Raw genomic sequence first — 19,676 nt, 5'->3', positions numbered from 1 at the left:
GGCTCCTGGAATGCGCCGGACCATCTGCGGGAAGGTCCGTCGATTTCAGAGCAGCGGCGTCACTGGCACAACTGGCAGAATTGTCAGGTGCAGCGCATGCCCCGGATACGCCCGCGCGGATCACCATGGCCAGGCACAGACAAGCGGCCACGCTTTGCGGTAGGCTTGTCCCTTTACCTCTCCAAGGAAGCTTCACCATGCCACGTGCTACCGCCCGTCACATCCTCGTCAGCAGCGAAGACAAGTGCAACGAACTCAAGGCCCAGATCGAAGCCGGCGCCGACTTCGGCGAAGTGGCCCAGGCCAACTCCAGCTGCCCCTCCAGCCGCCAGGGCGGCGACCTGGGCTCGTTCGGCCCGGGCCAGATGGTCAAGGAATTCGACACGGTGGTGTTCAGTGCGCCAGTCAACGTCGTCCAGGGCCCGGTGAAGACCCAATTCGGCTATCACCTGCTGGAAGTGACTAGCCGCCAGGACTGACCCGTCCTTGTTAGCCCGCACCTGCAGCACCCTTGTGGGAGCGGGCATCGCCGCTCTTCGCCCAGGCCTTATGCGACCGATCCTGGCGCTGCTGGGCGGTTGCCTGAGCCTCACCGCCCAGGCTGGCGCAACGCATGCGCTGACCGTCTACGACGAGCTTCCACGCTACCCGGCCGGTTTCCAGCACTTCGACTACGTCAATCCCGAGGCACCAAAAGGTGGCTCTCTGCGTCGCTCGGCCATCGAAATCGGTCAGTACGACCACGTGCTGCCCTACATCGACCAGGGTACCGGCATCAGTCAGGTCGATGGCTGGCTGTACGCGCCGCTGGCGGTGCGCTCGCTGGATGAGCCCTATACGGTCTACGGCCTGATTGCCCAAACCCTCGAGCGGGGGCCGGGGGATGCCTGGCTGCGCGTGGAAATCGATCCCAGGGCGCGTTTCGCCGACGGTCAGCCCGTGCGTGGCGAAGATGTACGCTTCACCTTCGAGCAATTGATGAGCAAGGGCAGCTTGAAGTATCGCACCCAGTTCGCCGATGTGACGGGCGTCACCGTGGAAGGGCCGCGCAGCGTGCGCTTCGATTTTCGTGTTCCCCACGGCCGTGCCCTGGCGCTGGACGTGGCGAGCCTGCCGGTGCTGCCTGAACATGACTGGAAGCAGCGGGATTTCGCCAACGGTGGCGGCTTCGACAGGCCCGTGGGCAGCGGCCCCTATCGCATCGCGCGGCTGGACAATGGCCGCAGCGTCACGTTCGAGCGCGACGCCGACTGGTGGGCCCGTGATCTGCCAGTCAATCGCGGACGCTACAATTTCCAACGTTTGCGCGTGGAGTTCTTCGGCGACACCGAAGTGGCCCGCCAGGTACTCAAGGGCGGCGGCTACGACTATAACCGTGAATTCTCGGCCACCGCCTATACCCAGGGCTATGCAGGTGCAGCCTTGGACGATGGGCGCCTGCGCAAGGCCCAACTGGCCCCGAACAAGCCCCAGAGCGCCCAGGGCTTCGTCTTCAACCTGTCGCGCCCGATGTTCGCCGATCGCCGCGTGCGCCAGGCCCTGGGGCTGCTCTGGGATTTCGAGTGGAGCAACCGGCAAATGATGCGCAATCTGTACGTGCGCCAGCAGAGCCTCTATGCCAACACTCCGCTCGCCGCGCGGGCCCTGCCCGACCCGGGCGAACTCGAACTGCTCGAAACCTTGCGGGGGCAGATCCCGGACGAAGTGTTCGACCAGGTTTTCCAGGCACCGCGAACCGACGGTTCGGGAATCGTGCGGCCCCAACAGTTGCAGGCCTTGCAACTGCTACGGGCCGCCGGTTGGCATCCCGAAGGGGATCGGCTGGTCAATGCCGAAGGCACGCCTCTGAGCTTCACCTTCCTCAATGGCCAGTCCGGTCTTGAACGGCTGCTGCTGCCGTGGAAGCGCAACCTGGCGCAGATCGGTATCGAGCTGACCATCCGCAACGTCGACTCGGCGCAGTACATCAATCGACTCATGGCGCGCGACTATGACATGGTGGTCACCGGCTACCCCGTGACCTTGTCGCCAGGCGCCGAGCAATACAGCTACTTCGGCTCCGCCGCCGCCCACGACCCTGGCTCGAACAACCTGATGGTGCTGCAGGATCCAGCCGTGGACCGCCTGCTCGATGGGCTGGTGCAGGCCTCGACCCAGGCTGACATGCAGCGTCACGCCCGTGCGCTCGATCGAGTGCTGCAATGGAATTACTACTGGATCCCAAACTACTATCCTCCGGGCACCTCCACCGTGTGGTGGAACCGCTTCGGCCTGCCGAAGGTGCAACCTGCCTACGATGAAGGCCTGGACAGCTGGTGGGAAGTCAGCCCTACCCCGCTGACAGAGCGGCAGATGGCCGAACGACTGAAGGCCGCACCGTGACCGCTTACCTGCTGCGACGTCTACTGTTGATCGTCCCTACCCTGCTGGCGATCCTGCTGGTGAATTTCGCCATCATCCAGGCCGCGCCGGGCGGCCCGGTGGAGCAAGCCGTGGCGCGCCTGCAGGGCCTGGGGGGTGGCGCACCAGGTGCGCGCGTCGAAGTCGCTCAGGCGGACTCGCGCGCCAGCCGTGGCCTGGACCCCAAGCTGCTGGAGCAGATCAAGCAGCAGTATGGTTTCGACAAGAGCGCCTGCGAACGGCTGTGGCTGATGCTCGGGCAGTACGCCCGGCTGGATTTTGGCCAGAGCTTCTTTCGCGGCGCCAAGGTCAGCGACCTGATTCTCGACAAGCTGCCGGTCACCCTGTCGCTGGGCCTTTGGGCGACCCTGATCACCTACCTCGTGTCGATTCCACTGGGCATCCGCAAGGCCGTGCGACATGGCAGCCGCTTCGATGCCTGGAGCAGCGTGCTGATCGTGGTCGGCTACGCCCTGCCCGCCTTCCTCTTCGCCCTGCTGCTGATCGTGGTGTTCGCCGGCGGCACATCGCTGAACTGGTTCCCAGTGCGCGGCCTGGTGTCCGAAGACTTCGATCAACTGAGCCTGCTGGGCAAGGTCGCCGACTATTTCTGGCACCTGGTGTTGCCGGTCGGGGCCCTGGTCATCGGCGGCTTTGCCACCTTGACCTTGCTCACCAAGAATGCGTTTCTGGAAGAAATGTCCCGCCAATACGTGGTCACCGCCAAAGCCAAGGGCCTGAGCGCAGGACGGGTGCTGTACGGCCATGTGCTGCGCAATGCCATGCTGCTGGTGGTGGCCGGCGTGCCCCAGGCGCTCATCAGCGTGTTCTTCGCCGGCTCGCTGCTGATCGAGGTGATTTTCTCGCTCGATGGGCTGGGACGCATGAGTTATGACGCGGCGGTCTCGCGAGACTACCCGGTGGTGTTCGGCACCTTGTTCATCTTCACCCTGGGCGGGCTGCTGATTCGCCTGATCGGCGACCTGTGCTACACCCTGCTCGACCCGCGCATCGACTTCGACACGAGGGCGCACTGATGCGCGCCCTGCGCTCGCCCCTGGCCCGCCGTCGCCTGCACCGGATGCGCAGCCACCGCCTGGGCTGGTGGTCGCTGTGGCTGTTCGGCGCGGTCCTGCTCACCAGCCTGTGCGCCGAACTGGTGGCCAACGACAAACCCTTGCTGCTGGGCTATCAAGGTGAACTCTACAGCCCGGCGCTCATTCGCTACAGCGAACGGCAGTTCGGCGGCGAATTGCCGTTCCAACCCGATTACCGCAGCGCCTACGTGCGCCAACTGATCGAGGACCAGGGCGGGTGGATGCTGTTCGCCCCGATTCCCTTCAGCGCCGACACCCCGAACTACGACCTGCAGGTGCCCACCCCTAGCCCACCGAGCACCGAGAACTGGCTGGGCACCGATGACCAGGGCCGGGACGTACTGGCCCGGGTGCTGTACGGCACGCGCGTCTCGCTGCTGTTCGCCTTCGCGCTGACCCTGATCAGCGTGCTGATCGGTGTCGCCGCCGGCGCCGTGCAGGGCTACCACGGCGGCTGGGTCGACCTGATCGGCCAGCGCTTGCTGGAGGTCTGGTCGGGGCTGCCGGTGCTGTACCTGCTGATCATCCTGTCCGGCTTCGTGGAGCCGAGTTTCGGCTGGCTGCTGGGCATCATGGCGCTGTTTTCCTGGCTGACCCTGGTGGACGTGGTGCGGGCGGAGTTTCTCCGGGGACGCAACCTGGAGTACGTGAGAGCGGCGCGGGCGCTGGGCCTGAGCGATACTCAGGTGATGCTGCGGCATATCCTGCCCAACGCCCTGAGTGCGACCCTGACCTACATTCCATTCATGCTCACCGGCGCCATCAGCACCTTGACCGCCCTCGATTTCCTCGGCTTCGGTCTACCGGTGGGCAGCGCCTCGCTGGGCGAGCTGGTCACCCAGGGCAAGCAGCACCTGAAGGCACCGTGGCTGGGTTTCACGGCATTCTTCGCGCTGGCCACTATCCTGTCGTTGCTGGTATTCATCGGCGATGCGCTGCGTGAGGCCTTCGACCCGCGGCGCTGAATGCTCATCATCGTTCGTACAAGGAGTTCGCACATGACGCTCGCAGGCAAGACCGCCCTGGTCACAGGCTCCACCAGCGGTATCGGCCTGGGCATCGCCCAGGTACTGGCAGGTGCCGGTGCCAATATCCTGCTCAACGGCTTCGGCGCCCCCCAGGCGGCCATCGCGCAGATCGCCGCGCACGGGGTGAAGGTGGATCATCATGCGGCCGACCTCTGCGACGTGGCGCAGATCGAAGCGCTGTTCCAGTGGGCCACCGAGCGCTTCGGCGGCGTCGACATTCTCGTCAATAACGCTGGCATCCAGCACGTGGCACCCGTGGACAGCTTCCCGGTCGAGCGCTGGGACCAGATCATCGCCCTGAACCTGTCGGCGGTGTTCCACTGCACACGCCTGGCACTGCCGGGCATGCAGGCGCGTGGCTGGGGTCGGATCGTCAATGTCGCTTCGGTACACGGGCTGGTCGGCTCGACCGGCAAGAGCGCCTATGTCGCCGCCAAGCATGGCGTCATCGGCCTGACCAAGGTGGTGGCGCTGGAGACGGCGACCACCGCGATCACCTGCAACGCCGTGTGTCCGGGCTTCGTGCTGACGCCACTGGTCCAGCAGCAGATTCAAGCACGCGCGCAGGGCGGCGATCTACGCCAGGCCGAGCACGCGCTCCTGGCCGAGAAGCAACCCTCGCTGAGCTTCGTCGCGCCGCAGCACCTGGGTGAGTTGGTGCTGTTCCTGTGCAGTGAGGCTGGCAGCCAGGTGCGCGGTGCGGCCTGGAACATGGATGGCGGTTGGCTGGCGCAGTGACAGCGGCTGGTTTTTCCTTGCGCCATGCGCCGTTGAGGCATAATGGCGCCCTTTTCCGCTGCAAGCACAGGTGTCAGATGAAAGCCCAAGCCCGCCATATCCTGGTCAAGACCGCCGAGCAGGCCGAGGAGCTGAAGCAGCGTCTGGCCAAAGGCGAGGCCTTCGACGTTTTGGCGAAGAAGTTCTCCACCTGCCCCTCGGGCAAACGGGGCGGCGACCTGGGCGAGGTGCGCCCTGGCCAGATGGTGGGTGCCATCGACCAGGTGATCTTCAAGAAGCCGTTACGGGTGGTGCACGGCCCGATCAAGAGCAAGTTCGGCTATCACCTGGTGCAGGTGTTCTACCGCGACTAGAGGCATCGCCCCCGGTGCTAACGCGGCCTTGCGACCAGCAAGCCAAGCCCGGCACAGCCCAGCAATGCGCCGCTGAGCCGATTGAACAGTCGCCGCGCCCGCGGACGGGTGAACCAGCGTTGCAGGTACACCCCAAGCCCGGCATACAGCGCGATGGCCAGCCACTCCAGCACCAGGAACCACAGCCCCAGCCGCAGGAACTGCTCACTGAACGGCACCGCACTGTTGACGGACACGAACTGCGGCAGGAAGGCGGTGAACAGCAGGATGGCCTTCGGATTACCGGCCGCGACCCAGAATTCCTGCCGCGCCAGCCGCCACAGGCTGCCATTTTGACCATCGACCACCGCTGCCTGCGCCACGGGCGCGTGCCAGAGCTGCCAGGCGATGTAGAACAGGTAGCCCGCGCCGGCCAGCTTGATGCCCACGAACACGTACTCGCTGGTGTGCAGTACCGCCGACAGGCCCATCGCCGCCAGTCCGATCATCACGGCGAAGGCCAGCAGCCGGCCGCCACCGGCCAGACACGCCGTCAACAAGCCGTAGCGACTGGCATTGTGCAATGACAGCAGATTGTTCGGTCCAGGGGCCATGTTCAGGGCGAAGCAGGCGGGGATGAACAGCAACAGGCTCGACAGGTCCATGGGAGTTCTCCGTGGCGACGCTGCACAGCCTCGCCCCCAGCCCCGCCCCGGTCAAGCACAGTCAGCTGCGAAGAGGCCGGCACAGTCTGCCGGCCCGAACGTCAGAGCCTGCGCCGCGCCTTAAGCCCTGGAATGGTGGTCGCCGCGATCTGCACGGCGGCCTGCGCCTGACCGGTGCTGGCCGCCAGACCGGACAAGGTCGGCTCGCGGAACAGCATCCGGGCATCGGCCTGCAAACCTGCCTGACGCATGCGCGACACCAGGTTCACCGCCAGCAGCGAATGGCCGCCGAGCTCGAAGAAGTTGTCGTCGCGCCCCACTTGCTCGACCTTGAGCACCTCGCTCCAGATCTGCGCCAGGGTCTGCTCCAGTTCGCCGCGAGGCGCTTCGTAGCTGCGACCGATCAAGGCCTGCGGGTCCGGTTCGGGCAAGGCCTTGCGATCGATCTTGCCATTGGGGCTCAGCGGCATCTCGGCCAGGGCGACGAATGCCGACGGCACCATGTACGCAGGCAGCCGTGCCAGCAGATGGTTGCGCAGCGCCTGGGCACTCGGCGCGGGTCCTGCGTGCCGGCAAGTGAAATACGCCACCAGGCGCTCGTCGTGAACCCCCACCACGCTCTGGCCGAGTGCCGGATGGTCGGCCAGCAGTACTTCGATCTCACCCAGTTCCACCCGCAGGCCGCGCAACTTGACCTGAAAATCGTTGCGGCCAATGAACTCCAGTTCGCCGTCGTCACGCCATCGCACCAGATCACCGGTGCGGTACAGCCGATCCGACTCGACGAAGGGGCTGTCCACGAAGCGCTCGGCCTGGAGCTCAGGCAGCCCGAAATAGCCCCTGGCTACGCCGATCCCGCCTATCACCAGCTCGCCCGTCACGCCTCTGGGCACGGGCCGACCATGGGGATCGAGCACATACAACCGTGTATTGGCAATGGCTCGGCCAATCGGTGGCGGCGTGGCAGGCAGCGTTTGATCGGGTTCCAGGGTCCAGACCGTGCTGTCCACCGTCGCCTCGGTGGGGCCGTAGACGTTGTGCAGCCGTACCCGCGGCAGGCGTTCGCGCAGCCGGGCAACGAGCGCCAGGGTCAGCTCGCCGCCGCCGCAGAGGATGTCCCGCAGACTGTCGCAGCCCTCGACATCCGGTTGCTCGAGGAAGGCGTGCAGCAGCGCTGGAACGAACTTGACCGTGGTCACACCCCGAGCCTGGATCAACCGGACCAGGTACTCCGGATCGCGGTGCCCATCGGGCCGCGGCAGTACCAGTCGCAGCCCGGCACACAGTGGCCAGAACAGCTCCCAGACCGAGCCGTCGAAGCTGAACGGCGCCCGTTGCAGCAGGGCATCACCGGGCTGGGGCGGACACAGCGTGGAACTCCAGTGCATCAGGTTGCCCAACCCCCGGTGCTCGACCATGACCCCCTTGGGCGTGCCGGTCGAGCCCGAGGTGTACATCACGTAGGCCAGGTTCGACGGCGTCAGGTCAACCTGCGGAGCACGGCTGGAGCATTGCTGCCAGGCGGGCTGGTCGAGGTTGACCTGCGCGACTGGCTGCGCGTCGAACAGCCCTCGGGTAACGTCCTGGACCACCAGCGCCACGGGCTGGCAGTCCTGCACCAGGTAGCGCAAGCGCTCATCCGGGTACTCGGGATCCAGCGGCACGTAAGCCGCGCCGGCCTTGAGACAGCCCAACAGCCCCACCAGCAGCGACAGCCCACGCTCCAGGCATACGCCTACCCGGGTATCGGGTCGCACGCCCAGCGCTATCAGGTGATGGGCCAGCCGATTGGCTCGCTCATCGAGCTCGCGGTAGCTGAGGATGCCCTCCTCGGCCTGCAGCGCGATGGCGGCAGGCGTGCGTCGCACCTGGGCCTCGAACAGCGCGGGCAATGTCTGGCCGAGTAGCGGATGCTGCTCGGCCGTGTCGTTGCAGCTCACCAGCAGGTGCTGCAGCTCCTCCTGCGGCACGCAGCACAGGCGCTCGATCGGCTGCGAGCCGCCCGCCTCCAGGGCGTCGACCAAGGCATGCAAGGCGCGCTGCATGAACCCCAGCATTCGCGCAGCCCCCAGCGTCTCGGGCGCGCGAACGCTGAGCTGCAAGGCATCGCCCCGGTCATCGACCGACAGCACCAGGGCGTGGCTCTGCACTTCGCTCGCTTCAAGCAGGCGAGTACCCGGCAGCGTCGACTGCGCGTCGCTAAGGTCATGGCGGAAGTTGATCAGACTGTTGAACAACGGCACCCCGACAGGCAATCCACTGCAACGTTGGGCCAGTAGCAAGGGTGCATCTTCGTGCTCGAGCAACGCGGCGAGGCCCGCTTGGGTGTCCTTCAGCGCCTGCACCACGGGGCGACCGCTCACTCGCAAACGCAGGGGCAGGCTGTTGACGAACATTCCCAGCGCGCGGTCGGCGCCTTCGCCCGCCATCATCCGCCCCAGCAGCACGGTGCCGATCACCACGTCGTCTTGCCCCCCCAGGGCGCCGAGCACCTGGGCCCAGGCCAGATGGACCAGGCTCGGCAGGCCCACGTCGTAGCGCCGGGCAAGTCGGCGCAGGGCGTCGTTCAGGTCGGCCGAGACCGGCTGGTCGAGACGCTCCAGCACCTGCCCTTCACACTCGAACGAGGCCATGCCAGGCAAGGACGGCGGCGCCTCGACCCCTGCCAGCCATTCACGCAGGAAGGCCTCGTGCTGCGCCTGCCGGCCTTCACTGGTACTCAATGCCACGTACCGACGATAGGGTACGGGCGGCGGCAAGGCGGGCGCCGCATCGCTCATCAACGCCCGCAGTTCGCCCAGCAGGCAGTGCACCGAGACGGCGTCGTTCACCAGGTGATGGAAGCGCAGCAGCCCCATCCAGCGGCCTTGGCCTGTGTCCTGTGCGGCCACCAAAGCCATCAGCGGAGCCTGGCGCAGGTCCAGCCGAGCCGATGCGGCGGTCAACCGGGCGGCTGTGTCCACGGCGGTACCGTCGAGAATTTCGACCGGCAAGCGAGCTACGCGCCGCACCACCTGCTGCGGTCGCTCAAGCCCCTCCCAGGCCAGGCTGGTACGCAGGATGTCATGACGCTCGATCACCCGCTGCAAGGCCACGGCGAAGGCCTCGAACGCCGCGCGGTCGACGAAGGCGAACAGCGCCTGCTGCTGATAAGGGTCTTCGCCATCACGCAGGTGGTGATAGAGCAGACCCTGTTGCAGCGGTGCCAGGGGGTAGATTTCCTGGACGTTGGCCGCGCCCCCCGGCACCTGGCCGACGATGCGGTCGATCTGCGCCTGCTCCAGGTCGGTCAGGCTCAGCAGCGAGGGGGTGATGTGCTGGCAGCCGTCGGCAATCCGGTTCTCCGGCACCGCCGCCAAAGGCCCCTGGCTGGCGGCGGCCAGGGTGGCCAGGGTCGGCTGGCCGAACAGTACCTGCACGTCGGCGCGCAGGCCTTGCTGGCGCATGCGCTCCACCAGTTGCACCGCCAGCAGCGAGTGACCGCCGAGTTCGAAGAAGTGATCATGCCTGCCGATATTCTCGACGCCCAGCAGCTCGCTCCACAGCGCCGCAAGACGCACCTCCACCTCCCCGCGCGGGGGCTCGTGGGCGCCGCGCACCAAGGCCTCAGCGTGCAAGGCAGGCAAGGCGCGACGGTCGAGCTTGCCGTTGGCGGTCAACGGCCATCGCTCGACACGCTCATAGCCGACCGGCATCAGGGCCGCTGGCAGCCTGTGGCGCAGGTGATCATGCAGCTCGCCGGGCGTAACCGCGGCGCCGATGAACCAGGCCTGCAGTTGCCCATCGCGCAGCAGCACCACCGCTTCGCGCACCTGCTCATGGCTGGCCAGCGCGGCTTCTATTTCACCCAGTTCGACGCGCACGCCACGGATCTTCACCTGGTCGTCGTTGCGCCCCAGGTACTCCAGGGTTCCGTCAGGCCGCCAGCGCACCAGGTCGCCCGTGCGGTACAGACGGGCGCCGGGCACACCCAAGAACGGATCTTCGACGAACCGCTCGGCGCTCAGTTGCGCCCGCCCCAGATAGCCACGGGCGACACCTAGGCCACCGATGTAGAGCTCGCCGGGCACACCGATCGGCAGCAGACGGCGTTGCGCGTCGAGCACATGCAACTGGGCGTTCGCCACCGGTCCGCCGATGTGCGGCACCGCGCCGGGCATTACTCGTCCGGAACTGGCGACTACCGTCGCCTCGGTAGGCCCATAGTTGTTGATCACCTGGAATCGCCGCTCACCGGTGAGGTTTTTCAGGCGATCGCCGCCAATCAGCAGGGTGCGCAAGGTGGGATGGTCTTGCTGGCTCAAGGCGTATTCAGCCACCGGCGTAGGCAGGAAGCTGACCTGCAACGGCTGGGCCCGCCACCAGCGCAGCAACGCGTCGAGGTCCTCGCCCTGCGCGCCGACCGGTGCCAGGTGCAGCATGGCGCCGGCGCACAATGACGGCCAGATCTCCCAGGCCATGGCGTCGAAACCGAACCCGGCCAGACTGGACGTGGCAACGCCTGCACCGAGTTCGAAGGTCTGGCAATGCCAGTCGACCAGATTGGCCAGCATGCGGTGCTCGATCATCACGCCCTTGGGCTGGCCGGTCGAGCCCGAGGTGTAGATCACATACACCAGGCTCGCCGCGTCCAGGCCTGCGATCTGCGGGTTATCTTGACGATCCTCGGCCAGCCCGCAGCCATCCAACTCGATCACTGGCACGGTCTGATGCGCCAGGCGTTCGAGCAGCCGACGCTGGGTCAACAGCGCGACCGGCGCGCTGTCTTCGAGCAGATAGGCCAGGCGTTGCGGCGGGTGAGCGGGATCGATCGGCACGTAGGCGGCCCCGGCCTTGAGCACGGCCAGCAATCCCACCAGCGTGTCCAGCCCACGCTGGGCCAGCACGGCCACCCGCTGCTCGGGCCGCACACCCCGCTCGATCAGGTGCCAGGCCAGGCTATTGGCGCGCTGGTTCAGTTGAGCGTAGGTCAGGCTGTCGGCACCTTGTCGCGCCGCTATCGCCGCAGGGCGCAGAAGCGCCTGCGCCTCGATACGTCGATGCACCAGCGGCTCGCCAGCGCGGCACGACGTGGCATTCCACCGCCGCAGCCGCTGGTGCTCGTGCGCCGTGAGCAGGTCGAATTGCGCCACAGGCAGGTCCGGCGCCGACAGCCCCTGGTCCAGCACGTGGACCAGCCGCTGCGCGAGCGCCTCGGCCTCCTCGCCAGACAACCACGCACGGTGGTGCACCAGATGCAGCCAGGCCTTGTCGGTGTGGCGATTGCTGCGCAGATGAATGGCCAGCGGCGTGGACTCGTGACGGTTGGAGACCTTGATCGTATGCGCACGGGCAGCGCCATACTGATAATCGTGGTCGTCCTGCTCGTAGGACACCGAGACCTCGAACAGCTGTCGGCGCTCCTCGCCCAGCAGTCCCAACGACCGATTCAGCTCACTGGCTGCAAAGCGTTGGTGGCGAAAATCCCGGCGCAGGGTATCGCGTATGCAACCGATCAACTCGCTGAACGACTGCGCCGAAGGGAATGCCAGAGGCACCGCGCTGACCTGCACGAAGGTGCCGAGCGTGGTCTTGAAGCGTCCGCCGCCACGGTTGAGCAGCGGCAATCCCACCACCCAGTCCTCACGTTGCGCGCTGCGGGTGAAGAGCACATGCAGCGCCGCCAACAGCACATGAAATGCCGAGGCCTGATGACGGTGAGCCAGGGCCTTCATCCGCTCGTGCAACACCTCGGGAAATGCCTGGACCCAAGTGCATGATGGCGCTTGATCGGTAGCGCGCCGATGGTGATGACGGGCAGCCAGCAGTGGCTCCGGCACAGAGGCGAAGCGCGACAGCCAGTATTCCCGGTCGCGGGCCTGGCGCGCCGAATGTCGGTACTGCCGGTCCTCGTGGATGAATGCGCCGTAGTCCGGCCCGTTTAGCGGGGGCGCAGCGCCTGCGAGCAGCGCGGTGTAGTGGTCGCCGAGCGCCTTGATCATCTGGCCGAAGCCCCAGCCATCCAGCACCAGGTGATGCGCATGCAGGGCCAGCCAGTGATGATCGGGACTCAAGCGGACCAGGGTGAAGCTGGTCAGCGGGCTGCCGTCGAAATGGTAGGTATGCTGCAGATAGGACTCGACCCAGCTCTGCGCCGCAGCGTGCGGATCCGCTTCGCCGGACACATCCAGCAGCGGCAGCGAGACAACGCCTGCCGCAGCGAAGCGTTGCAGGGGCAACCCATCGACGTCGGCACCAGGCAGCAGCTCGGTGCGCAACACCGGATGGGCCTCCAGCAGGGCCTGGAGGGCGCGCTCGAGATCGCCATGCAGCAGCGCTCCGTTCAGGTCGACGTACCCGCCTATGGTGTAGAGCGGCGAATCGCCACGGCTCAGCTGGTCCAACCAGATATCGCGTTGGGCGCTGGTCAGCGGGTAGGTGTCGGCGGCAGGCATGGGTGAACAGGTCCTTCTGCGTTGAATTCGGCGGATTCAAGCACTCACGGGCATGGACGTATGGCCCCCGAAACCCGGACAGCGGTCGATTGAGCGTCATTAGCGGAACCTTCTGTAAGAGATCGGCTACAGCGCTACCGGATCAATCACCTACCCCAGCGAGCAGTACCGTGAAACATGGCGGCATCATCGGCATTTTGACGCCAAATCGCTGACCATCTTCCCTCAATACGTTTTACCGCCTTGAGTGCGCCCCGCCCAGAGCGACGAAACAGTGTCATTTTTGTCCCCGGTTTCCATTACAGACGGTGTCGCAGCTGCCGGTTTGAATGGCTCCGCCCTGCCTGGGGCCACGGTGCCGTAACTGAATCAAGGATGATTGTTCATGAAGCTCGAACGCAACCTGCTCGAACCCCACGATGCGCGGATGTACCGCCAGTTGGGCGCGCTGATCGCCAGTGCCAGCGGCTCCGACTTCGCCGCTCGAATGTTGCGCTTCGTCGATGATCTGGTGCCAGTTCAGCGTCTGGACCTCAGCGAATGGACGGTCGACGGTCGCCAGGCCAGGGTGGAGCGAGTCAGGCAGCTGGGCAGCGCTGGCGTGGAGCGGCCATGCGCCAGTGGCGAGCCCGGCACCCACCCGCTGCTGCGCGACATCCTGCAGATGAAGGACCCCTTGCTGATCCAGCACAGACCGCCTCAGCAAGGCGGCGACCTGCGCCACCACCTGCACCAGTGCAAACTGGTGTCGTGCAACGGCGACCGTCGCTGGGTGATCGGCTTTCATCGCTTGCCCAGCCAGTGCGCTTTCGCGCTGGGCGAACTGTCGCTGCTCAAGAGCCTTGCCGACACCCTGTTACCGCTGCTGGAGTATCACGCCCAGCGCCTGGGGCCAGACGCCGAACAGGGCGCCGACCACGCCGATGCGCTGCGCCTGGGCTTCGACGAGCGCCTGGCCCAGGAGGCGGTGCAGCTGTCCAGCCGCGAACAGCAGGTCTGTATCGGGCTGCTCACCGGCGGTACGGTTCCGGAAATGGCCCAGCGCCTGAACGTCAAGAGCAGCTCGGTGGAAACCTATCTCAAGCGCGCCACGGCGAAGCTCGGTGTCAGCGGGCGTAACGGCCTGACTCGCTGGATGGCCGGCGCGTGAGGGGTATCGGCTCGGTGTAGGCACAGCCTCGCCAGCGCCCGGCTGAATCGCCACTGAGTGATTCCGGGCGCAGGCCCGGGTCTAGGCGAAGCGGACCGCCGGTCGGACGTTCGTGCATCCCATGGATCGGGTATCCAGCCCCTGGCTCATACACATTGAGGGTTGTCGTTCGGCAGCCCCTCACTCCTGTGTTGGCCTGCCTGTAGGCAGGCCTTTTTTTCAGGTTCCTGGCACACGACAGCGAGGTGAGAGCATGAATGGCAAGCACTGGTTCGGCGGTGGCGATGCCCAGACCGAATGGCCCGAGCTGGAACCCGATCAGCGCAATGACAAGGTCGATGACCCTGATGCCACGCCGGATCTTCAGGATGACGAGCAGGAGAAACGGCCGACGATACCGCGCGCCGACCCTGAACCACGCACGTAATAGACGCCTACCGGTTATCCGTGCCCTGCTGCGCTCATCATCAGCAATGACTTGATCGCCAGCAGGTGCAACGGATAGAACCCATAGGCCCAGCGACCCACGGGTAGCACCGTGATGCCCCTCACATCCACCATGCGCCAGCCCAAGGGAATGGCCAGGAATGCGCTGGCCATCACCAGCCAGGTAATCGGTTGCGTCAGGTGCGAGGCCAGCCAGCCGTTGGTCAGGTTAGCCACGACAGCCAGGCATCCACTGAGCACGAGCCCACAGCCTGGCCTACGCCAGCTCAGCAGACAGGCAGAGGGCAACAGCACGCCTGGCAGGCCGTACATCAGGTGCTGATGAGCACCTGCAGCCACCACCCCTGCACTGAGCCCTGCCACGCGTGCCAGTAACTGCGGGTGATGGACACCCCAGGCGCAGAGCAGACCCAGGGTGAGGGTCGGCATCACGCTGAATGTGGCCGAGTCGCCGTCCAACAAGTGGTAGGGCCATTCGGAGAGCACGCTGAACGCCAGCATCCAGGTCAGGTGACGCGCGTTGCTGGAGGTATACAGCTCCCCTGCCCGGCTCCTGGCCACATGGCAGGCGATGACCAGACAGAACAGTGGAAAAGCCAGCCGCCCAATCACGAACAGCCCTTGCGCGCTGGGCCAGAGATAGCGCAAGTGATCGGCCACCATGCTCAGGATGGCCAGCCACTTGACCAGGTCCAGACCTGCCGATCGACCTTTCAGGGTATGGCCTGGCTGGCGGGTGGCGACGCTTGCGCTCGGGCGGCCCAGGCTTGCAGCGGCAGGTGCACGGTAGGGTCGAAGATGCGCCGCCACAGAAGTCCCAGGTCCCCCCCATCGAACATCGACCGGGCGCCCATGTCGCGCCAACGTGACGGAGTGTCCACGCGCCATTGACCCAGCGCGTCCCGATGCGCCATGGCGAAGCGGAAGTTGTAGCTGCCGGGCAGGCCCATGCGCAGGTCGGTCACGATCAACGCGCCGTCGATGACGTCGTAGCGTAGCCAATCGTCGGTGAACCAGCGCAGACGCTGGTGCAAGGGGGCGTCGCGCAATGCTTCTGCCAGCTCCGGGTGACGCGGCAGGGATTGCAGAGGTGCGGGCTGGCGATCGAACAGGCTGGCGATCCCTTCGTAATAGCCACCCTCGGGTGTTTTCACCAGCACCCGCCACAACAGGCTATTGAACGCCACGGGAACGGCTCGCACCTGGCTCGAGGCGATGCCCTGCGCGTGCAGGGCCTGCTCGAAGCGTCGCTCGACAGTCATGCGCGCCCCGAGACCGAAGGCCAGATAGGCGGTGCCGAAGATCAACGCCACCGCCATGGCGCGACGAGCGCCAGTCCCGGTGCCGCGCCAGGCTGCATACCCCACCGTTGCCAGCAACGGCAAGGTGTAGATCGGGTCGATGATGAACACGGCGGCCCAGCTGAGGGGTGTCGAGGTCAGCGGCCAGAACAGCTGGGTGCCGTAGACCGTGAAGGCGTCGAGCAGTGGATGGGTGACCAGGACCAGCCAGAAGGCAATGAACAGCCTTGGCCACGAGTAGCCCTCGGGGCGTCTTCGCCGGGTCAGCCAGCCTACGCCCCAGGCCAGCAGCAGCGCCAGGCCCGTCAGCACGAAAATGGAGTGGGAGAAGCCACGATGGTAGGTCATCTGCGAGACAGGGTCGGCATACTGGATCACCACATCCAGATCCGGCACCGTGGCCAGCGCGGCGCCATAGGCCAGCGCGCGCCGCCCTTGCAGGCGTCCGAGCAGTGTGCCTTGCAGTGCCGCGCCAAGCACGGCCTGAGTAATCGAGTCCAAGATAGCCTGTTCCATTGCAAAGGTGCGCCAAACGCTAACCCTGCGCGTCTGCCCGGGCAAGCGTCAACCACGAAACCGGCGAAGAAACACTTTGCAACGCCGTGACCGCACCGCTCGGTAACAATCTCCAGCGACCAAGCTTCGGCTTCTGGTAAAACACATCGACATCCTGCCTTGTGACTGTAACTGTGAACGTGATGCACAAACCCTCAAGACGCCGTTGGCTCATGCGACTGGCGATGATCCTGCTGGTCGTCGGCCTGCCAGCCAGCTGCGCCGTACTCCAGCATAAAGAGCGTGAGCTGGTGTTTCGCATCGAGCCCGGACCGGCCAGCTGGTTTCATGGTTTGCCCGCGGGGGTACAGGAGCTGGAGCTGCGCCCGCGCTCCTTCGCGCAGGATCAGAGCCTGCACGCCTGGTGGTGGCCGGCCGAACGCGCCGATGCACCGGCGGTGCTCTACCTGCACGGCGTGCGCTGGAACCTCACGGGCCAGTTGTTCCGAATCCAGCAACTGCACGCCATGGGCTACTCGGTCCTGGCGGTGGACTACCGCGGCTTCGGCCAGAGCCGCGGCGGCTTGCCGTCGGAGTCGACGGTCTATGAAGACGCACGCATCGCCTGGACACGTTTTGCCCAGTTGCAACCCTTGGCGAGCAAGCGCCTGATCTTCGGCCATTCCCTGGGCGGCGCGGTCGCGGTGGAACTGGCGAGCGAACTGAGCCGGCAGGCCCGCGCCGACCAAACGCCCATGGCCGCCCGTGGCCTGATCCTGGAATCCACCTTCACGTCGCTGGGCGACGCGGCCGCCGCAGTGGCCAACACCTCGTTGCCGGTGCGCTGGTTGATGTCGCAGAAGTTCGACTCGCTCGGCAAGATCGCCGAGGTCGGCATGCCCGTGCTGCTGGTCCACGGCCTGGATGACCGCTTCGTGCCGGCGCGCTTCAGCCAGACCCTGTTCGATGCCGCCCGTGAGCCGAAGAAGCTGCTGCTGGTGCCCGGCGCCACCCACAACAACAGCATGCACCTGGCTGGCCCGCGCTATCGCCAGGCCATCCAGGCCCTGTTGCAGGCAGGCTGAACGTCATTGCACCGGCAGGAAGTTCATCAGCAACAGGCTCTGGGCGTAGTTCAAGCCAATGCGCCGGTAGCGCTCGTCCAGCATCTGCGCCAGCAAGTCCAGACGCGCCACGATCTTGCCGAACTCCACGGCGAAGCTGAGATTGCTTCCTTCCTCGGAAATTTCGTTGGAAAACAGCAGGAGCACGCCGTTGGCATCCTGGCGCTGACCCAGCATCCAGGTGGCCTTCTCGATGTTGCGCGCCGCATTGTTGACGAACAGCGGATCGATGGCATCGGTCATGTAGAACTCGGTGCGCCCGCCATGGGCGGTCACCAGCATGCTGCCGATGGCATAGATGAAGGCGCCGACGCGATCGCCGCGAAACTCAGGGCTCAGCGCATAGCTCAGCGCCGCCAGGTCCCGCCGCTGGCCCAGTTGCGGCAGCGGCTGACGCTGCTCGATGGCCTGGCGAATCTGCCGTTCGGCAGTGGCGGCATCCAGATAACCCGATTGCCGCCATTGATTGGGGTTGCGCAGGTACAGCTTGCTCATCAGCAGGTAGAGACTCTGCAGGTTGTCACGCATCGACAGCGTCGCCATGCGGTCGACGCTGGTCTGGAACAATTCGCTGGGATGACCCTCGCCTAGCTGAGTGATGACCGCCTGGCCATCCTGCCGAGTGCAGGCGCACAGCGCGATCATCAGGCCTGCCAGCAACAGGCGGGCACCATAGCGAAGAACAGGAGCGGGCATCGGCAGTTGCGGGTCCGGGTCGATGGCCGGGCCGGGGATCGGCGCAGCCTGGCCATGCATAGAGCACACGAATGTAAAAAAGTGCGAAGCCCTCGCGCACCGGCGGGCGTCCGCGGCCTATTTGGTAACAAGAATTGACGGGCTGTACAGGAGCATGATCTGCTTACGCCCTTACGTTGGGTGCCCCATGCAGGGGTGAAACGGGAAACCGGTGCATCGAGGCCACGAGGCCGAGACCAGTCCGGTGCTGCCCCCGCAACGGTAAGCGAGTGTGCGTCGGGTCCACTGTGCCCTGTGGCATGGGAAGGTGACGCCCTGTCGGAAGGCTGTGCCCTCCCTCGCAAGCCCGGAGACCGGCCCGACGTTTCGTCATCACACCCCCGCGGAGGGCGGGCGCTGTCGTCGACTCCCGGCTATGAAGGCCCGGGGGCGCTGCGCTTGCTGTCGCCGTGAACTTTGCAGAGGAATGCATCATGTCCGTCACCAGCGCCGATCGCAGCGTCGTCACTCCTGTCAGCCTCAGCCAGCGCCTGGTGGTCGCCATCGGCGCCAGCCTGCTGGGCTTGTCTCTGGTCTACTTCGCCGGTTTCTCGCATCTGGAGGCGGTGCACAACGCCGCCCACGACACCCGCCACAGCGCCGCCTTCCCTTGCCATTGAGGCCTCTGCCATGATCACCCGTATCGCCCGCACCGCAGGCTTCAGTGGTCTGCTCGCCGCGCTGCTGCTGACCCTGTTGCAGAGCTTCTGGGTCGCACCGCTGATTCTCCAGGCCGAAACCTATGAAAACGCAGCGCCTGCCGAACAGCACGAACACACCACTGACGCGGCTCAGGGGCATGCGCATGATGCCCAGGCCTGGTCGCCGGAAGACGGTTGGCAGCGGGTGCTGTCCACCACCGGCGGCAACCTGGTGGTGGCAGTCGGCTTTGCTCTGATACTGGCGGCGCTGTACAGCCTGCGCGAACCTGGACGCATCGGCGCTGGCGCGCTGTGGGGCCTGGGCGGCTTTGCCGTGTTCTGCCTTGCACCGACCTTGGGCCTGCCGCCAGAGCTGCCTGGTACGGCAGCCGCAGACCTGGTTCAACGCCAGACCTGGTGGGTCGGCACGGCGGCCGCCACGGCAGCAGGCCTGGCGCTGCTGGTGTTCGCTCGACACTGGGCACTCAAGCTGCTCGGTGCCCTGCTGTTGCTGGTGCCTCATCTGATCGGCGCGCCTCAACCCGAGGTGCACGAAAGCCTGGCGCCGCAGGCATTGCAGACGCAGTTCGAGATCGCGTCCTGGCTGACCAACGCGGTGTTCTGGGTGGCCCTGGGTGTGCTGAGCGCCTGGCTCTACCGTCGTCACCAACCGGGTCGATGAGCACGCTGTACGCAGGCTTCGGCTGCCGTCGAGGCTGCCCGGCACAGACCCTGCAACGCCTGCTCAGGCAAACGCTGGCGGCCAACGGACTGGCTCTGGCCAACGTGCAGGGCATCGCCAGCCTCGAGCACAAGATCGAGGAGCCCGGGCTGAGGCAACTAGCCCGGCAACTCGACCTGCCACTGACCGGCTATGGCGCGCCAGGATTGCTCGAATTCGCCTCCTTCCTGAGCCACAGATCGGCTGTTGCCTATCGCTCGACCGGCTGCTGGGGCGTGGCCGAGAGTACCGCGCTGGCCCTGGCCAGCGACCGGGGCGCGAACGCTTACCTGCGCGTCACACGCCAGGCCTGCGCTGACGCGACAGTCGCCCTCGCCTGCTTCGACTCCCCGAGTCGAACCCTCTGA

General features: G+C 65.9%; 17 protein-coding genes and 1 riboswitch. Of the genes, 12 read left to right on the top strand and 5 right to left on the bottom strand.

Features of this window, described 5'->3' with window-relative positions; translation table 11 throughout:
• Nucleotides 1-197: 197 nt before the first annotated feature.
• The 6 genes from IAE34_RS06720 (at nucleotide 198) to IAE34_RS06695 (ending at nucleotide 5,616) form a co-directional block, all read left to right on the top strand.
• Complete coding sequence (locus IAE34_RS06720) at nucleotides 198-479, top strand: peptidylprolyl isomerase (protein ID WP_200138088.1); 282 nt, start codon at nucleotides 198-200, stop codon at nucleotides 477-479.
• A 70-nt stretch (nucleotides 480-549) separates the two neighbouring features.
• Nucleotides 550-2,382 (top strand): extracellular solute-binding protein, encoded by a 1,833-nt coding sequence (locus IAE34_RS06715; RefSeq protein ID WP_200138087.1) that lies wholly within the window; start codon nucleotides 550-552, stop codon nucleotides 2,380-2,382.
• Complete coding sequence (locus IAE34_RS06710) at nucleotides 2,379-3,437, top strand: microcin C ABC transporter permease YejB (RefSeq protein ID WP_200138086.1); 1,059 nt, start codon at nucleotides 2,379-2,381, stop codon at nucleotides 3,435-3,437. The genes IAE34_RS06715 and IAE34_RS06710 overlap by 4 nt, the downstream gene beginning before the upstream one ends.
• 8 nt (nucleotides 3,438-3,445) lie before the next feature.
• Nucleotides 3,446-4,462, top strand: coding sequence for an ABC transporter permease (locus IAE34_RS06705; protein WP_200138176.1), 1,017 nt, complete (start codon nucleotides 3,446-3,448; stop codon nucleotides 4,460-4,462).
• 33 nt (nucleotides 4,463-4,495) lie between these two features.
• On the top strand, nucleotides 4,496-5,263 hold the full coding sequence (gene hbdH, locus IAE34_RS06700) for a 3-hydroxybutyrate dehydrogenase (RefSeq protein ID WP_200138085.1): 768 nt from the start codon (nucleotides 4,496-4,498) through the stop codon (nucleotides 5,261-5,263).
• Between the two features lie 77 nt (nucleotides 5,264-5,340).
• Entirely contained in the window at nucleotides 5,341-5,616 is a 276-nt protein-coding gene (locus IAE34_RS06695) for a peptidylprolyl isomerase (RefSeq protein WP_200138084.1), read from the top strand.
• 17 nt (nucleotides 5,617-5,633) lie between these two features.
• On the opposite strand, the gene IAE34_RS06690 is transcribed toward IAE34_RS06695, so the two are convergent.
• The gene (locus IAE34_RS06690; RefSeq protein WP_200138083.1) at nucleotides 5,634-6,260 is read right to left on the bottom strand and encodes a LysE family translocator; all 627 of its coding nucleotides are present in this window, start codon (nucleotides 6,258-6,260) and stop codon (nucleotides 5,634-5,636) included.
• A gap of 101 nt (nucleotides 6,261-6,361) precedes the next feature.
• Nucleotides 6,362-12,694 carry a non-ribosomal peptide synthetase gene (locus IAE34_RS06685; protein WP_200138082.1) on the bottom strand — a complete coding sequence of 2,111 codons (6,333 nt, stop codon included), beginning with the start codon at nucleotides 12,692-12,694 and terminating at the stop codon, nucleotides 6,362-6,364.
• A gap of 385 nt (nucleotides 12,695-13,079) precedes the next feature.
• Between IAE34_RS06685 and IAE34_RS06680 the strand changes: the two genes are divergently transcribed.
• Together IAE34_RS06680 and IAE34_RS06675 are read left to right on the top strand one after the other, a co-directional pair.
• Nucleotides 13,080-13,844 (top strand): helix-turn-helix transcriptional regulator, encoded by a 765-nt coding sequence (locus tag IAE34_RS06680; RefSeq protein ID WP_200138081.1) that lies wholly within the window; start codon nucleotides 13,080-13,082, stop codon nucleotides 13,842-13,844.
• A gap of 253 nt (nucleotides 13,845-14,097) precedes the next feature.
• Complete coding sequence (locus IAE34_RS06675) at nucleotides 14,098-14,271, top strand: hypothetical protein (protein WP_200138080.1); 174 nt, start codon at nucleotides 14,098-14,100, stop codon at nucleotides 14,269-14,271.
• A gap of 14 nt (nucleotides 14,272-14,285) precedes the next feature.
• On the opposite strand, the gene IAE34_RS06670 is transcribed toward IAE34_RS06675, so the two are convergent.
• Together IAE34_RS06670 and IAE34_RS06665 are read right to left on the bottom strand one after the other, a co-directional pair.
• On the bottom strand, nucleotides 14,286-14,981 hold the full coding sequence (locus IAE34_RS06670) for a TraX family protein (RefSeq protein WP_325100976.1): 696 nt from the start codon (nucleotides 14,979-14,981) through the stop codon (nucleotides 14,286-14,288).
• A 23-nt stretch (nucleotides 14,982-15,004) separates the two neighbouring features.
• On the bottom strand, nucleotides 15,005-16,093 hold the full coding sequence (locus tag IAE34_RS06665; RefSeq protein ID WP_200138079.1) for a metal-dependent hydrolase: 1,089 nt from the start codon (nucleotides 16,091-16,093) through the stop codon (nucleotides 15,005-15,007).
• Nucleotides 16,094-16,320: 227 nt separating this feature from the next.
• On the opposite strand from IAE34_RS06665, the gene IAE34_RS06660 reads away from it, so the two are divergent.
• On the top strand, nucleotides 16,321-17,172 hold the full coding sequence (locus IAE34_RS06660; RefSeq protein WP_233630981.1) for an alpha/beta hydrolase: 852 nt from the start codon (nucleotides 16,321-16,323) through the stop codon (nucleotides 17,170-17,172).
• Nucleotides 17,173-17,175: 3 nt separating this feature from the next.
• On the opposite strand, the gene IAE34_RS06655 is transcribed toward IAE34_RS06660, so the two are convergent.
• Nucleotides 17,176-17,907: a hypothetical protein gene (locus IAE34_RS06655; RefSeq protein WP_200138174.1), complete on the bottom strand. Its 732-nt coding sequence runs from the start codon at nucleotides 17,905-17,907 to the stop codon at nucleotides 17,176-17,178.
• Nucleotides 17,908-18,068: 161 nt separating this feature from the next.
• Nucleotides 18,069-18,283: riboswitch (cobalamin riboswitch) on the top strand.
• Between the two features lie 97 nt (nucleotides 18,284-18,380).
• On the opposite strand from IAE34_RS06655, the gene IAE34_RS06650 reads away from it, so the two are divergent.
• From IAE34_RS06650 to IAE34_RS06640, 3 genes are read left to right on the top strand one after another with little or no spacing between them, the layout of a single operon-like run.
• Nucleotides 18,381-18,566, top strand: coding sequence for a CbtB domain-containing protein (locus IAE34_RS06650; protein ID WP_200138077.1), 186 nt, complete (start codon nucleotides 18,381-18,383; stop codon nucleotides 18,564-18,566).
• A 10-nt stretch (nucleotides 18,567-18,576) separates the two neighbouring features.
• Entirely contained in the window at nucleotides 18,577-19,269 is a 693-nt protein-coding gene (locus IAE34_RS06645) for a CbtA family protein (RefSeq protein ID WP_200138076.1), read from the top strand.
• A complete protein-coding gene (locus IAE34_RS06640; RefSeq protein WP_200138075.1) occupies nucleotides 19,266-19,676 on the top strand; it encodes a cobalamin biosynthesis protein in 411 nt (136 codons plus the stop codon). The genes IAE34_RS06645 and IAE34_RS06640 overlap by 4 nt, the downstream gene beginning before the upstream one ends.

Origin of the sequence: Pseudomonas sp. S30 (assembly GCF_016518545.1) — a bacterium.
GTDB lineage: Bacteria > Pseudomonadota > Gammaproteobacteria > Pseudomonadales > Pseudomonadaceae > Aquipseudomonas.
This window is presented reverse-complemented; position numbering and strand designations above follow the sequence as displayed.

Coding starts and splice junctions, on each gene's coding strand:
- IAE34_RS06645 (WP_200138076.1), top strand. CDS start 18,577: ATGATCACCCGTATCGCCCGCACCGCAGGCTTCAGTGGTCTGCTCGCC.
- IAE34_RS06680 (WP_200138081.1), top strand. CDS start 13,080: ATGAAGCTCGAACGCAACCTGCTCGAACCCCACGATGCGCGGATGTAC.
- IAE34_RS06675 (WP_200138080.1), top strand. CDS start 14,098: ATGAATGGCAAGCACTGGTTCGGCGGTGGCGATGCCCAGACCGAATGG.
- IAE34_RS06640 (WP_200138075.1), top strand. CDS start 19,266: ATGAGCACGCTGTACGCAGGCTTCGGCTGCCGTCGAGGCTGCCCGGCA.
- IAE34_RS06690 (WP_200138083.1), bottom strand. CDS start 6,260: ATGGACCTGTCGAGCCTGTTGCTGTTCATCCCCGCCTGCTTCGCCCTG.
- IAE34_RS06660 (WP_233630981.1), top strand. CDS start 16,321: ATGCGACTGGCGATGATCCTGCTGGTCGTCGGCCTGCCAGCCAGCTGC.
- IAE34_RS06720 (WP_200138088.1), top strand. CDS start 198: ATGCCACGTGCTACCGCCCGTCACATCCTCGTCAGCAGCGAAGACAAG.
- IAE34_RS06715 (WP_200138087.1), top strand. CDS start 550: ATGCGACCGATCCTGGCGCTGCTGGGCGGTTGCCTGAGCCTCACCGCC.
- IAE34_RS06695 (WP_200138084.1), top strand. CDS start 5,341: ATGAAAGCCCAAGCCCGCCATATCCTGGTCAAGACCGCCGAGCAGGCC.
- IAE34_RS06685 (WP_200138082.1), bottom strand. CDS start 12,694: ATGCCTGCCGCCGACACCTACCCGCTGACCAGCGCCCAACGCGATATC.
- IAE34_RS06650 (WP_200138077.1), top strand. CDS start 18,381: ATGTCCGTCACCAGCGCCGATCGCAGCGTCGTCACTCCTGTCAGCCTC.
- hbdH (WP_200138085.1), top strand. CDS start 4,496: ATGACGCTCGCAGGCAAGACCGCCCTGGTCACAGGCTCCACCAGCGGT.
- IAE34_RS06655 (WP_200138174.1), bottom strand. CDS start 17,907: ATGCCCGCTCCTGTTCTTCGCTATGGTGCCCGCCTGTTGCTGGCAGGC.